Annotated in this window: 12 protein-coding genes; 9 read left to right on the forward strand and 3 right to left on the reverse strand. The window is 71.4% G+C overall.

Annotated features, from left to right (window positions below):
- Window positions 1-63: 63 nt before the first annotated feature.
- The 7 genes from ACYVAQ_RS18445 (at window position 64) to ACYVAQ_RS18475 (ending at window position 9,937) form a co-directional block, all read left to right on the forward strand.
- On the forward strand, window positions 64-1,416 hold the full coding sequence (locus ACYVAQ_RS18445; RefSeq protein WP_460791914.1) for a phospholipase D-like domain-containing protein: 1,353 nt from the start codon (window positions 64-66) through the stop codon (window positions 1,414-1,416).
- A 70-nt stretch (window positions 1,417-1,486) separates the two neighbouring features.
- A complete protein-coding gene (locus ACYVAQ_RS18450) occupies window positions 1,487-4,510 on the forward strand; it encodes a cutinase family protein (RefSeq protein ID WP_460791915.1) in 3,024 nt (1,007 codons plus the stop codon).
- A 9-nt stretch (window positions 4,511-4,519) separates the two neighbouring features.
- Window positions 4,520-6,049, forward strand: a complete 1,530-nt coding sequence (locus ACYVAQ_RS18455) for a hypothetical protein (protein WP_460791916.1) — start codon at window positions 4,520-4,522, stop codon at window positions 6,047-6,049.
- Window positions 6,046-7,332, forward strand: coding sequence for a DUF6752 domain-containing protein (locus ACYVAQ_RS18460; RefSeq protein WP_460791917.1), 1,287 nt, complete (start codon window positions 6,046-6,048; stop codon window positions 7,330-7,332). Before ACYVAQ_RS18455 ends, ACYVAQ_RS18460 begins: the two co-directional genes overlap by 4 nt.
- Window positions 7,333-7,345: 13 nt before the next feature.
- Complete coding sequence (locus tag ACYVAQ_RS18465) at window positions 7,346-7,567, forward strand: hypothetical protein (RefSeq protein ID WP_460791918.1); 222 nt, start codon at window positions 7,346-7,348, stop codon at window positions 7,565-7,567.
- Window positions 7,564-8,445: a glycosyltransferase family 2 protein gene (locus ACYVAQ_RS18470; protein ID WP_460791919.1), complete on the forward strand. Its 882-nt coding sequence runs from the start codon at window positions 7,564-7,566 to the stop codon at window positions 8,443-8,445. Before ACYVAQ_RS18465 ends, ACYVAQ_RS18470 begins: the two co-directional genes overlap by 4 nt.
- Before the next feature lie 139 nt (window positions 8,446-8,584).
- The gene (locus tag ACYVAQ_RS18475; RefSeq protein WP_460791921.1) at window positions 8,585-9,937 is read left to right on the forward strand and encodes a hypothetical protein; all 1,353 of its coding nucleotides are present in this window, start codon (window positions 8,585-8,587) and stop codon (window positions 9,935-9,937) included.
- 5 nt (window positions 9,938-9,942) lie between these two features.
- Here the strand turns inward: ACYVAQ_RS18475 and ACYVAQ_RS18480 are convergent, their stop codons facing one another.
- Window positions 9,943-10,968 (reverse strand): hypothetical protein, encoded by a 1,026-nt coding sequence (locus ACYVAQ_RS18480; protein ID WP_460791922.1) that lies wholly within the window; start codon window positions 10,966-10,968, stop codon window positions 9,943-9,945.
- A gap of 17 nt (window positions 10,969-10,985) precedes the next feature.
- Window positions 10,986-12,185: an acyl-CoA dehydrogenase family protein gene (locus ACYVAQ_RS18485; protein WP_460791923.1), complete on the reverse strand. Its 1,200-nt coding sequence runs from the start codon at window positions 12,183-12,185 to the stop codon at window positions 10,986-10,988.
- A gap of 129 nt (window positions 12,186-12,314) precedes the next feature.
- Between ACYVAQ_RS18485 and ACYVAQ_RS18490 the strand changes: the two genes are divergently transcribed.
- On the forward strand, window positions 12,315-12,728 hold the full coding sequence (locus tag ACYVAQ_RS18490; protein WP_460791924.1) for a hypothetical protein: 414 nt from the start codon (window positions 12,315-12,317) through the stop codon (window positions 12,726-12,728).
- The gene (locus tag ACYVAQ_RS18495; RefSeq protein ID WP_460791925.1) at window positions 12,725-13,768 is read left to right on the forward strand and encodes a MaoC family dehydratase; all 1,044 of its coding nucleotides are present in this window, start codon (window positions 12,725-12,727) and stop codon (window positions 13,766-13,768) included. The genes ACYVAQ_RS18490 and ACYVAQ_RS18495 overlap by 4 nt, the downstream gene beginning before the upstream one ends.
- On the opposite strand, the gene ACYVAQ_RS18500 is transcribed toward ACYVAQ_RS18495, so the two are convergent.
- Window positions 13,755-14,237: a DUF6174 domain-containing protein gene (locus ACYVAQ_RS18500; protein ID WP_460791926.1), complete on the reverse strand. Its 483-nt coding sequence runs from the start codon at window positions 14,235-14,237 to the stop codon at window positions 13,755-13,757. The genes ACYVAQ_RS18495 and ACYVAQ_RS18500 overlap by 14 nt on opposite strands.
- Between the last annotated feature and the right edge of the window lie 36 nt (window positions 14,238-14,273).

Here is a 14,273-nt window from a genome sequence, read left to right on the forward strand (position 1 = left end):
GAGGAGTCTTTTCTGATGCGGATGCTCCGCGCTGGTGCAGTCCTTCTGAGTTCTCTGGGTCTGATGGTCGCTGCGAACGGTGCACCCGTGCACGCGTCGACCGACCACCCGACCGGCTACACGACGGTCGCTCACGTCCGGAAGCCGGTGCCCACGCCACCCGACCACTACTACGTGCGGCCCGGCGTCAGGTTCAACGACCCGTACAACCGCAACGGCCACAGCGCCGTCACGATCCGGCGGACGCTCGTGCGCACGATCAACAGCACCACCAAGGGCGACCACATCATGATCGCCTCCTGGAACATTCGAAGCCGTGCGTACGTCGACGCGCTCGTCGCCGCGAACAAGCGCGGCGTCGGGATCCGCATCGTCATGGACCGCGGCAACGCGAACCCGGCTGCGCCGAACCCCGACTACCGCCGGCTCGCGCGGGCGTTCGCGCCGACCGCCAAGGCGCGGCTCCCCGAGAACCGCAGCTCGATCAAGCGGTGCGTGTCGTCGTGCCGCGGGCGACGGGGCATCGCGCACAGCAAGTTCTTCCTGTTCGACCACGTCGGCACGCGCAACTGGGTCGTCATGTACGGCTCGAACAACGCCACCGACATCGCGGCGAACAGCCAGTGGAACGACCTGTACACGATCGTCAACAACCAGGACATCTACAACGAGTTCGGCCGGATCTTCGTGCAGATGAAGGCCGACCACAACCTGTACGGCAAGGCCTACGTCCACGACGTCACCCCGATCCGGACGTTCAACTTCTACCCGTACCAGGGCCCCGTGGCCGCGGCGGCCGGCGACCCGGACCTCAACCGGCTCAACCAGATCCAGTGCAACGGCGCCACCGGCGGCACGGGCACCAACGGCCACACCAAGGTCCGCATCGCCCAGGACGCCCTCCTCGGCGACCGCGGCAAGGCGATCGCGAACCGCCTCGTCACGATGCAGCGCCGCGGTTGCGACATCCGGCTGGTCTACTCGCTGCTCGGCGGCAACATCAGGACCATCCTGAAGAACGGCCACGTCCCGACGTTGCAGTACTCCTACGACCGCAACCGCGACGGGATGTACGACATCTACCTCCACATGAAGGACATGGCGATCAGCGGTGTCTTCCGTGGCAAGACCGACGCGCGGGTCGTCATCAACGGCACCGCCAACTGGACCCCGGTGGCGCTGCAGAGCGACGAGGTCGTCGCCGAGATCAACAGCCCGTCGATCACCGCGAGCTACATCAACTGGATCGACTACCTGTGGCACCACCGCCCCTCCAGCTGGGGTCCGGTCAACCTCGCTCCGGTCAGCTCGACCGGCTCGATCGACCGTCCGGTGGTCATGCCGAACGGCCAGGTCGTGGTGCGTCACGTCCGCAAGGTCGACCCCTACGCCCTGATGAAGAAGGAAGGGCTCTGACCCGAACGGACCAGGAGGTCTGGTCGATCGTCGATAGACGTCACACCAGTCACATGGTTAACATCTGAGCATGTCACGAAGGGCGACGGCGCTGTCTTGCGCCGTCGCCCTCGTCGTCTGCCTGCTCGCGCTGGTGCTCGTCGGCGGTCGTACGCCGAACCGACCCGACGCCGCCGTCCAGGCGGGATCCGGTGTCTCGTGCGCCGACGTGCTGGTCGTCGGCATCGACGGCAACGGTGAGCGGCCGGCGGCCGGCCACCGGTTCGGGCGCACCGTGGACGCGGTCACCCGGGTGTACACCGACCGCATCATCGGCGCCCGGCGTACGGTCCGTACGTACCGGATCGGCGCCTGGACGCCCACCCTGGCCACCCTGACCCGAGGTGCGCTGCGCAACCGCGGCGCCCGGATCGCCCTGCGGACCCCGTCGGTACGTCGGTGGCTGGCTCCGGTCACGGCGACGGTCGACCGGGCGGCGCCCACGGTCGCCGGGATGCTGCGGACCTGCCCGTCGCAGCAGCTGGTGCTGGTCGGCTACGCCCAGGGCGCCGCGATCGCGCACCGCCTGCTGCTCCGCCTCGGCGGCGCCGGGCTCGGTGGTCGCGTCACCGGCGCCGCGCTGGTCAGCGACCCGTACCGCCGCGCGGGCACCACGGCCACCATCGACGGCGACCCCGCCGCACCGCGACGCCGGGGCGGAGTCGCGAGCCTGCGGCTCAGCCCTGTCGACGACGTACCGGCCCCGTCCGGCACCTACCGGCCCTGGGAGATCTGTACCAGCGGCGACCTGGTCTGCGACACCAACGGGCTTCCGGTCCGGACCTCGGCGTACACCGCCTCGTCGTACGTCCGGCCCGGCCGCGCCGGCCCGGTGGTGCTCCGGCTCCGCGACGACCTCGTCACCGCGTCCCAGGCGTGGCCGGTGCCGGCGACCCGCCAGCAGCTGATCCGGGCGACGAAGGGGCAGCCGGTGAGCGTGCAGCTCGTCGCCGCCGGTGGGACGAACCCGGTGTGGACCGCCTCCAGCCCGCTCCCGGCGGGGCTGACGCTGTCTCCGAGCGGGCTGCTCTCCGGGACCCCGACGCAGTCCGGCCTGTCGACGGTCACCGTGGGCGTCGCAGGCTCGGACCCGGCCACGCCCGCCGCCACGGGCTCCCTCGTCCTCACCATCGCCGGCGATGTCGTCGTCCTGAGCAGCGGCGGCCAGACCACCTGCGAGACCCGCTCCGACGGCACCGCCCGCTGCTGGGGCCGCAACGACTACGGGCAGTTCGGCAACGGCACGCGCACCGGCGGCACGACGCCGGCCGCGGTGAGCGGCACCGGGTGGGCGCAGATCAGCACCTCCGGCTCGACGACCTGCGGCGTCAGGCTCGACCACTCGCTCTACTGCTGGGGCCTCAACAACTACGGGCAGACCGGCCGCGCCCGGTCCGGCCCGGTCACCACTCCTGCACGCGTCGGCACCGCCAGCGACTGGGACCAGGTGGCGGTGGCGTGGTCCCACGCGTGCGCCGTACGCCGCAACGGGCAGCTCTACTGCTGGGGCCAGAACCTGCGCAGCCAGCTCGGCATCGGGTCCACCGGCGGCATCCGCTCCGCGCCGACCCAGGTCGTCGGTGGCGGAGTGTGGACCTCGGTGGAGGTGGGCGGCTGGCACAGCTGCGGCATCCGCGCCGACGGCAGCGCGTGGTGCTGGGGCGACAACGACTTCGGCGCGCTCGGCGACGGCACGACCGTGCGGCGTGACCACCCCGTGCCGGTCGCCGGCGGCCGGTCCTGGACGAGCCTGTCGGTCGGCTGGGGCACGGTCTGCGGCATCACCGCGTCGCAGGACCTCGCGTGCTGGGGCCGCAACCGCAACGGCGAGGTCGGTGACGGCACCACCGCGGCCCATCTCACGCCGTACCAGGTCCGCAGCGGGACGCTGTGGCTCTCGGTCGCCGCGGGGGAGGGCAGCACGTGCGCGGTCGACACCTCGGGCGTCCCGCTGTGCTGGGGTCAGAACCGCTACGGGCAGACCAGCACGGCCGGTGGCACGACGGTGTCGAGCCCCACCGCGCGCTCGCAGTACGTCGGACTCACCCAGATCGCCGCCGGGTGGCTGAGCTACTGCGGGCTGGGCTCCGCCACCGACTGCTGGGGCAACGGCGAGGCGGGATCGCTGGGCGGCACGACCACGCGCACCAGCGCCCGCACAGTCAGTCCCCGCCCGGTCAGCCCCCGGCCGGTCAGCACCCAGCCGGCCATCCCGGTCGCCGAGCAGCGGCAGCTCGACACGATGTCGCCGGCGGAGGTCGCCCGGCACGACCTGGCCGCCCGGCCCGCGGTGGGTGCCCGCTCGGTGCGGCGGACCACCTCGACCACGACCTCGTTCCGGGTGATGACCGAGAACGTCCTCGGCAGCAACCACACCGCTCCCGGCAACGACGCCCAGGAGTACGCGCCCGCCCGGCTGCGCGCGGAGTGGGAGACCGGCCTGATCCAGCAGTTCGGCCCCAGCCTGCTCGGCACCCAGGAGGCGCAGCCGGACCAGGTCGGCGACTTCACCACCACGCTCGGGTCGACGTACACGATCTACCCGGGCGCCGCGCAGGGCTACACCGCGACCCCGCAGTCGCTGATGTTCCGGACCTCGAGCTGGAAGCAGGTGTGGCGCACCAGCATCTCGATCCCGTTCGTCGGCGGCTGGCGACCGCAGCCCGTCGTGCGGCTGCAGAACACCGCGACCGGCGCGGAGGTGTACTTCCTCAACGTCCACTTCGCGCCCGGAGGCATGCAGACGGCCCGGGTCAAGGCGATGAACATCCTGGTCGCCGAGCTGAAGACGCTGGCCAAGGACAAGCTGCCGATCGTGCTCACCGGCGACTTCAACCAGAAGGCGTGGGTCTACTGCCAGATCACCGGCCGTACCGCGCTCCGGGCGGCCAGCGGCGGGTCCAACAACGGCACCTGCAAGCCCCCGCAGCGGATGCGGGTGGACTGGCTGTTCGGCTCGGGCGGGTCGTGGTCGGCGTACCACCTCAGCGACGGGACCGAGGTGAACCGCACGTCCGACCACGCCATCCAGTACGCGACGTACACCGTGGGATAGGTTGCGGGCATGTGGGTCGATCTGGAAGGCATCCACTTCGACGCCCCCTTCGAAGGCTCTGCCGACGTCTACTTCGGTGAGCGACGCGGCTGGTCGTTCACCGCGACCGGCCAGCGGAACGTCGGGTGGCCGCGCAAGCTGGTCCCGTTCCTGGACGGCTGGTCGGACGTGCGGATCCAGGCAGGTGAGCAGCAGCTGTACGCCGGGCGGGTGGCCTTCACCGCGTCCGACCGCGAGGTGGCGCTGGTCAACTCCCGCGGCATCGCGATCGTCGTGGACAAGTGGGGCCTGATCCAGCAGCCGTTCGAGACGCGGGGCGAGGGTGTCGTCGACGCGATCACCGAGGGCGCGGAGCGGATGCTCGAGGTGATGCGGCGCGACTGCGGCATCGAGGGCTGGATCTCCTTCGGCACGCTGCTGGGTGCCGCCCGCAGCGGCAAGGCGATCGGTCACGACTCGGACATCGACCTCTGCTACGTCTCCGAGCAGGAGACCCCCGCGGCGATGACGGTCGAGCTCTGGGGCATCGCCCGGGCCCTGCGCGCCGCCGGCATGAAGGTGGTCGAGAAGAGCGGCAGCTTCATCACGGTGATGGTGCCGACGCCGGACGGCGCCTCGACGGGCATCGACGTCTACACGACCTTCTTCATCGACGGGAACTTCTACGAGACCGCGACCGTGCGCACGCCGCTGCCGCGCGAGGCCGTGCTGCCCCTGACCGAGATCGAGTTCGAGGGCCGGATGATGCCCGCGCCCGCGGACCCGGCACGCCTGATGGAGGTCTCCTACGGCCCCAGCTGGCGGATCCCGGACCCGTCCTTCCAGCACCAGCCGAGCGCGGACATCCACGACCGGTTCGACGAGTGGTTCGGGTCGCTGTTCCGCCAGCGCCGCGACTGGCGCGGGTTCAACCTCGACCAGGCCAAGGCCGACGTGCCCGCGTCCGACTTCGCGCACTGGGTGGGCGACCAGCTCGAGCCCGGCACTCGGGTCGTCGACATCGGCTCCGGCGCGCTGGCCGACCTGCGCCTGCTCGCCGAGCGCGGGCACCCCGCGGTCGGCATGGACTACGCCCACCCGCCGCTGCGGCTGCGCCGGCTGCCTGAGCACGCGCGGATCGAGTGGGTGAACCTGCTCGACGCCCGCGACGTCCTGGCGCGCGGCGCCATCGCGGCGCGGTACGACGGTCCGCAGGTCGTCTACGCCCGGCAGGTCCTCGAGACACTGGACACGGCCGCGACCGAGAACTTCTGGACCCTGACCGGGCTCGTGCTGCGCCGTGGCGGCCGGTTGTTCGTCGAGAGCGAGACCTGGCCGAAGGGCAAGGCCGGGCAGGTCCACCTCACCCGCGGCGGCGGCCGGATCCGGCCGCTCTCGCCACGGGCGGTCGCTGACGCGGCTCGCCGCGCGGGCGGTCGCGTGGTGAGCCAGCACGGAGTCGCCGACGGCGTACGGGCGCTGACGGGGAAGACTCCCGCCACCTGGAGAATGGTGATCGACTTCCCGGCGCGCGCCCCTGAACGGAGTGAGAACAAGTGACCCGCACCCTCTACCTGCACGTGGGTTCGCCGAAGTCCGGCACGACCTACCTGCAGCGGATCCTCGACTCGAACCGCGACCGCCTGGCGCAGGCCGGTGTGCTGGTCGTGGGCGATGCGCACGTCGACCGGGTCCAGGCGGCGCTGCAGGTGCGCGAGGACCCGCGCTGGAAGAAGCTGCCCGCCGGCCGGCAGGACATGTGGGGCACGCTCGTGGCCGCGATCAAGGAATGGCAGGGCGACAGCGCCGTCCTCAGCTACGAGCTGTTCTCGGCCGCCTCGGCCGACCAGGCGAAGCGCGCCCTCGCCGATCTCGGCGACATCGACGTGCACGTCGTCATCACGGCCCGCGACCTCGCCCGCTCGGTCCCGTCGGCGTGGCAGGAGCGGCTCAAGTTCGGCCAGACCGCCGAGCTGGAGGACTGGACCCCGACGGCCAACCGCAAGGAGTGGGGCTGGCTGACGACCGACCCGTCCGCGGTCGCGAAGCGCTGGGGCGCGACGCTGCCCGCCGACCACGTGCACGTCGTGACCGTCCCGCGGGTGCGGTCCGGCGACACCGAGCTGTGGGACCGGTTCGCAGAGGCATGCGGCCTGACCGCCATCCCGGTGGACCTGGCTGTGCCGCGGGTCAACGAGTCGCTCGGCACGATCGAGGCCGAGCTGCTGCGCCGGGTCAACGGCCACCTGCGCGCGCCGCTGAACAGCGACCGCGAGAAGTCGCGCTGGCTGCGTGACACGCTGGCCAACGGCATCCTCGCCGCCCAGGGCAACGAGCCGCTCGGGATGACCGACGCCCAGTTCGCCGACGCGAGCGAACGCGCCGAGAAGGCGATCGCGTCCATCGCGGCCGCCGGGTACGCCGTCCACGGCGACCCCGAGGACCTCCGTGCCACGCGGCCGGAGGGCCGGCTGCCCAGCGAGGTGTCCGAGGCGGAGGTGCTCGACGCGGCGCTCGGCACCATCGTCGACCTGCTCCTCGTGGTCCGCGAGCAGGGCCACGAGCTCGAGGGCCGCCGGCACCGGCGCAAGGCCGAGCGGTCGGCCAAGGGGGTCGTGCGCAGCCTCGTGCAGGGCGCCACGACGCCGTACGTCCGCCGTCGCGACGAGCAGCTGCACGACCGGCTGCAGGCGCTCGAGGCGGAGGTGGTCAAGGACCGGCAGCTGCACCAGCGGGTCGCCGCGCTCAGCGACGTGGTGACCGAGCTGCTGCTGCCGGTGGACCTGCGCGACGGCGAGGTCACCGAGAAGGCGCTGCGCCAGTACCGCCGGGGCGCCCAGTGACGGCGGCCCGCTGATGGCGCCCAACCGCCGCGACGTCCGCGAGGTCGTGCGCCGCAGCGCCGATGTCGCAGGCCTGCTCGAGGTCCGCGCCGACCGGCAGCTCGTCACCCGCCTCGAGGAGGCGGTCCGCGAGAACGCCGGGCTGGGCGTCCGGCTGGCGGCGTTGGTCGAGGAGCTCGAGCAGGCGGTGGTGCCGCTCTTGGAGCGCGACGCCGAGCTGCGGGGCGAGCGGTGAAGCGAACGCCGCGCGTCGCCGCCATCACCATGGTGCGCAACGAGGGCGCCATGCTGCGGCGCTGGGTCGACCACTACGGGCGCGCGCTGGGGCACGACCACCTGCTGGTCCTCGACGACAGCTCCGACGACGGCTCCACCGACCGCCTCGGCTGCAAGGTCCAGCGGGTCAAGCCGATCACCGGGCACTTCGAGCGCGAGCGGATGCGGATCGTCAGCGACGCGGCCGCCAAGCTGCTGCGCAAGCACGACGCCGTCGTGTTCGCCGACGCCGACGAGTTCGTCGTCGCGGACCCGGCACGGTACGACGGGATCGCCGACGCGGTGGCTGCCGGGCGTGACCGGGCCGCCCTCGGCGTGCTCGGGCTGAACGTGGTGCACCACGCGGCCACCGAGCCGGCGCTGGACCTGGCGAGGCCGCTCTTCGAGCAGCGCTCGCTGCTGAAGATGATCCCGCTGCTGTGCAAGCCGTCGGTCAAGCTCACGAACGGGCCGTGGGCTGCGGGCTCGCACGGCCTGCGCGGCAACACCTTCGCCATCGACCCGGCCCTCTACATGTTCCACCTCAAGTTCGCCGATCGTGACCACCTGCTCCGGGTCGCCGATCACCGGCGCGCGATGGTCGCGCTCGACGGGCGCGCGGGGGAGACCAGCTGGCAGTTCAGCGGTGACGAGATGGTCGGTCTGCTCGACCGGATCACCGAGGACCTGACCGACCCGGCGTCGGTCCCGGAGTTCGCCCCGGACGCCGAGGAGCTCGGCCGCATCGTGCAGACCTTCGACAACGGGGTCACCCGGGCGACGGGGCGCCGCCAGGTGGTGGCGATGGAGGGCCGGCCGTTCCGCCGGATCCCGGCGCGCTTCTCCGGCGTCATCTGATCCACGCAGCCCGAGCACACGAATTCCATCGGTGTAGTTCGCGGCTTACCCTTCTCCGATGCCCAAGTGGCTGCTGTGATGGATGTGAAAGGTGTGCATTCATCGGGGTTGCTCGCCGGAGACTGGGTGGGAGAAGAAGATGCGGATGGTGTCCGGCGTACGTCGCGGACTGGTCGTGCTGGCCTGCGCGCTGGTGCTGCCGTTGGCGCTGACGGGCTGCGGGGCCGACACGGGTCACGGCGCGTTGCAGCTCGAGGGCGGCGGGGGAGCGTCGTACCGGCCACCGCGGATCCGGATGGTCCAGGCCAACCTCCGCATCGGTACGCCGGTGCGTAGGTTCCAGGCCGACGTGCGCCGGGTGCTGTCGACGAAGCCCGACTTCGTGACGTACGACGAGGTCGCGCGACGCCACGCCTCCGTGCTCGCTCCGGGCAGCTACCGGCTGTGGCGGCAGGGCGGCATCTACCGCGGTGAGGCCGCCGTCGCGTGGAACTCCGACCGCTGGCACCTGCTCGACCACGGTGTGGTGATGCTGACGAACCGCACCGGGCGGGTGCCGGGCGCCCGTTACGACTGGGGCCGCCGCTACGCGAACTGGGTGACCCTGCGCAGCAGGGGCGGGTTGACCCTGTCGGTGGTCGCAGCCCACTTCCCGCCGGACACCCGGGTCACGCACCACCTGACCGCGCCCGCAGCACGCCGGCTCGGCAGGCTGACCGACCGGCTCGCCCACCGTGGATCGGTCGTCGTGGGCGGCGACCTCAACGTGGGCTACCACTCGCCGACCTACCCGCGGATGATCTTCCGGCGGCACGGCCTGATGTCGACGTACGACGCCCTCGAGCGCCGCCTGATCACCTCCGGCAACGATGTCACCATCGACTACGTCCTGCTGCGGGGCTTCTCGCGGTTCTCGCTGGGTGACCAGTTCGCGCTCGGCCTCAACTCCGATCACAACGCCGTCGGCGTCGACCTGGCACCGCTGCCCGCGACGACCGGGCCGAGCATGGTCCGCTTCGGCGACGGGACCGTGCTCAGCAACCCCGCCGGCTCGGTCCGCGACCGGCACGTCATCGTGCGGATGGCGCTCAAGGCGATCCGCAGCGCGAAGCCGGGATCCTCCGTGCACCTGGCGATCCGCAGCCCCGGGTCGCGGACCGTGGTCCGGGCCCTGGCGGCGGCGTACCGCCGGGGCGTGCACGTCCAGGTGATCAGCGGGTCCAGCGCGTCGCGGGGCTACACGCGGCTCGCGCACGTGCTCGGTGGCGACGTACGTCGGAAGAGCTGGGCGGTCTACCGGCCGGACGGCTTCGCGATGCTGTCGTCCACGGTGCTGCTGGTGAGCCGCTCGGGGGCGACGCCCGCGTTCCGGCTGACCGCCTCGGCGTCGCTCGGCCGCGCCACGAACAGCGGCTGGCACCGCGCGTACCTGTCGACGACCAAGGAGAGGTACGACAACTCGTTCCGCTCGTTCTTCGCCGCGGCCCGCTGACGCGCTCAGCGAGCGGTGGCGCGGATGTGCTCGGCGACCGCCATGGTGAGCGCCGCTGCGGAGGCGCGGGCGAGCAGGGCGGGGTCGACGTCCGCGGGCTCGACGCCGGGGACGTCCACCGGCGTGAGGTCGGCGAGGTCGCCCGCGACCCGGACGCCCGAGGCCCGCACGCGCGCCACCGTGGCCTCCGTCTGCGCGCGCACCCAGTCGTCGACGGCCAGCCCCAGGCGCGGCTCGTCGCCAGCGAGGGCGGAGAGAGTCTTCTTCGCGATGAGGAACTTGCGCAGCCGCTGACCGGCGGGGAAGCCGAGCCCGTCGGCGTCGAGGGCCGCGTTGAGGTCGCGCAGCACCAGCGTCGACGCCAGCCCGAGCGACTCGTTGCGCCGCGGGACGGGCAGGCTCGGGTCGAGGGGGAGGCTCGTGGCATCCACGAACCGCTCCGCCAGCACGCCGGCGGGAGCTCCCGGGTGCGGCAGCGTGACCAGCGTGACGCGATCGGCTCCGACCCGGCGTACCCAGGCATCGACGATCCGGGCGAGGTGCTGCTGGCGCCAGAACGAGCGACCGGCTCGGGTCGCCTCCGGCGGGACCCCACCCGACCCCGGGGCAGCTGCCTCGGCGTCGGCCCGGTAGTCGACCCAGGTCCAGCTGCGGCCGTTCTGAATCGTCTCCTGCCACATCGAGACGAGGGTGCGGTTGAGGTCACGGGCGGTGATGACGACCTCGACCCGCTCCGCCCCGAAGGCCTCGAGGACCCGGTCGGCCGTCGCTTCGCGGATCGGCCCGAGGTACTCCATCGAGATCACCGCATCGCCGGGGTGCTCGGCGACCGACGCGGTCAGCGCCGCCCAGCGGTCTCCGGGACCGGAGCTGACCAGGTCGTGGACGGCGTCGGACTGGTCGCTCCAGCGTCGTCCGGGGACCAGCACGCCCGCCTCCGCGAGGCGGGCGTGCTGGGCGAAGAGGGCAGCCTGGACGTAGCTGGTGCCCGACTTCATCGTGCCGACGTGCAGCACCACCCGGCGTGCCATGGTCGTGGTGGGACCTGTCAGCCCTTGAGCGCGTAGTCCTTGAGCAGCGACCGGCCGATGATCATCTTCTGGATGTCGGAGGTGCCCTCGCCGATCAGCATGAACTTGACCTCGCGCATCAGGCGCTCGATCTCGTACTCCTTGGAGTAGCCGTAGCCGCCGTGGATCCGGAAGGAGTCCTCGACGACCTCGTTGGCGTACTCCGAGGCGACCATCTTGGCCATGCCGGCCTCGACGTCCATCCGCTTGCCGGTGTCCTTCAGGCGCGCGGCGCGGACCATCATCGAGTGGGCGACCTCGACCTTGGTGGCCATCTCGGCGATGCGGAAGAGCACCGCCTGGTGGTCGGCGATGATCTTGCCGAAGGTCTTGCGCTGCTGGGCGTAGGCGATGCCCAGCTCGAAGCCGCGCCAGGCCAGGCCGCAGGCGCGGGCCGCGACGTTGACGCGGCCGACCTCGACGCCGTCCATCATCTGGAAGAAGCCCTTGCCGGGCTCGCCGCCGAGGATCTGGTCGGCGGAGATGCGGTGGTCCTCGAGGATGAGCTCGGTCGTCTCGACACCCTTGTAGCCCATCTTGTCGATCTTGCCGGGGACGGTGACGCCCTGGGCGGTCTCGCCGAAGCCGGCTTCCTTCTCGACCAGGAAGGTGGTCATGTTCTTGTAGACCGAGTCGGCACCCTCGTCGGTCTTGGTCAGCAGCGCGACCAGCGTGGAGGTGGCGCCGTTGGTCAGCCACATCTTCTGCCCGGTGATGGAGTACGAGCCGTCCTCGAGCTTGGTGCCCTTCGTCGACACGGCGGAGACGTCGGAGCCCAGGCCGGGCTCGGACATCGAGAACGCGCCGCGGACCTCGCCGGTCGCCATGCGCGGCAGGTACTTCTGCTTCTGCTCCTCGGTGCCGTGCTGCATGAGCAGGTAGGCCACGATGAAGTGGGTGTTGATGACACCCGAGACGCTCATCCAGCCCCGGGCGATCTCCTCGACCACCAGGGCGTAGGTCAGCAGGGACTCGCCGAGGCCGCCGAACTCCTCGGGGATGGTCAGGCCGAACACGCCGAGCTCCTTGAGCCCGTCGACGATCTCCTGCGGGTAGGTGTCGGAGTGCTCGAGGTCCTGGGCGACCGGGATGATCTGCTCGTTCACGAACTGGCGAACGGCCTTCAGGATCTCGGTCTGGTCCTCGGTGAGGCCCTCGGTCTGGCACAGCGTCGGCATCTGGTCACCTTTCGGGTCATGGACCGATCAACCCGCGCACTCTACCCGTGGGTACGCCGCCGGAGTGCCGCTGCGGCAGCCCTCGGACTGCGGCGTTTGCCACACTCCCGGCGTACCTAACATGCGGCCATGACGATCGACAGCGGTGACTCGACCGAGCGCAGGCGCTCCCGGATGCGGACGATGCTCGACGTGGACCAGACCATCGTGAAGCTCGACGAGACGGCCGACCGGCTCAACGAGACCCTCGACACCTTCGCCGGCCTGCTGGTCGACTTCACCGCGGCGCTGCGCGAGTTCAACACCTCGGTGGCGGGCTTCAACGGCAGCGTGGGCGGGTTCGACGCGGTCGTGACCAAGGCCGACGGCCTGCTCTCGCGGGCCGACGGGCTGCTCGCGCCGTTGCTCGCCGGCCAGCAGCTGGGCGACCAGCTCAAGGCGGCCAGTGCCGTCGCCGGCCAGGCCGCCACGGCCGCCGTACGCCGTGGCGTGGCGGCCGGCCGTGGCCTCGCGGGCCTCACCGGGCAGAATGACCGCTCGTGAGCGAGACGGCCAGCAAGACCAACCCGGGCAACTTCTTCGAGGACTTCACCGTCGGTCAGGTCATCGAGCACGCCACGCCGCGCACCGTCACCGAGGGTGACCGGGCGCTGTACGGCGCGCTCTACCCGACCCGGTTCGCGGTCCCGTCGTCGGCGGCCTTCGCCGCCTCGGTGGGCCTCGACCCGCACCCGGTCGAGGAGCTGATCGGCTTCCACATCGCCTTCGGCAAGACCGTCCCGGACATCTCGCTCAACGCCGTGGCGAACCTCGGCTACGCCGAGTGCCGTTTCCACCAGCCGATCGTGCCCGGAGACACTCTGTCGACCGGGTCCGAGGTCATCGGCCTCAAGCAGAACTCCAACGGGAAGTCGGGCGTGGTCTACGTCCGCTCGACGGCCACCAACCAGCGCGGCGAGGTCGCGCTCGAGTGGTGCCGCTGGGTGATGGTGCACAAGCGGGATGTGGACGCTCCCGCCCCCGAGGCGATCTTGCCCGAGCTGAAGCCGGCACTGGCCGCGACCGACCTGGTGATCCCGGCGGGGCTGGACTTCTCGGCGTACGACTTCGTGGCAGCGGGCGAGCCGCACCGGTACGACGACTACGCGGTCGGCGAGAAGATCGACCACGTCGACGGCGTCACGCTCAGCGACTCCGAGCACAAGATGGCGACCCGGCTCTGGCAGAACACCGCCAAGGTCCACTTCAACGTCGAGGCCCGGCCCGACGGGAACTGCCTCATCTACGGCGGTCACATCATCTCGATGGCGCGCGCGCTGTCCTTCAACGGCCTCGCCAACGCCCAGCTGGTCGTCGGCATCAACGCCGGCTCGCACGTGGCCCCGGCGTTCGCCGGCGACACCGTCTACGCCTGGTCCGAGGTCCTCGACAAGGCCGAGATCTCCGACTCCGTGGGCGCGCTCCGGCTGCGGCTGGTCGCGACCAAGGGCCGCGACGCGACCACCACGCTGCGCGGCGAAGACGGGAAGTACGCCGCCGGCGTGCTGCTCGACCTCGACTACTGGGTGCTCATCCCGCGTTGACGTCGCGGATCACGTAGGTCACGCCGGCGTCGGCGGCGCGCTGCATCGGGTTGACGGCGACGCTCCGCGGGGCGTCGGCGCCGGCCGGCCAGTCGACCTTCACGTCGCCCGACTGCGGGTCGTTGGCGATCGCGATGATGTCGTTGATCGTCTTCTTCACGTACGTCGGCACCGGGCCGCCCTTGTGCATCCCGCCCACGATCTTCGCGCCGGCGACCTGACCGTTCTTCACGGTGATGTCGACCGGGCCGACGAGCGGGCAGTAGCACAGGACCTGGAGTCGGTAGGTGTAGTCGGCCGGGGAGTAGAGCGGGTAGCTGCCGGCGCTGGCGGAGGTCGTCGTGGTCGGCGACGTGGACGTGGTCGCCGGGTCGGCGGCGACCTGGTCGTCGCTGCCGCAGGCGGAGAGCGCGGCGAGGAGGCCCGCCGCGGCTGCTGCGGTGACCAGGGGACGGTTCCAGGTGCTCATGCTTCCTCCGACGTTCGCGGGTCCCGATGGGTTCCG

The sequence above is a fragment of the Nocardioides maradonensis genome, from assembly GCF_054777115.1.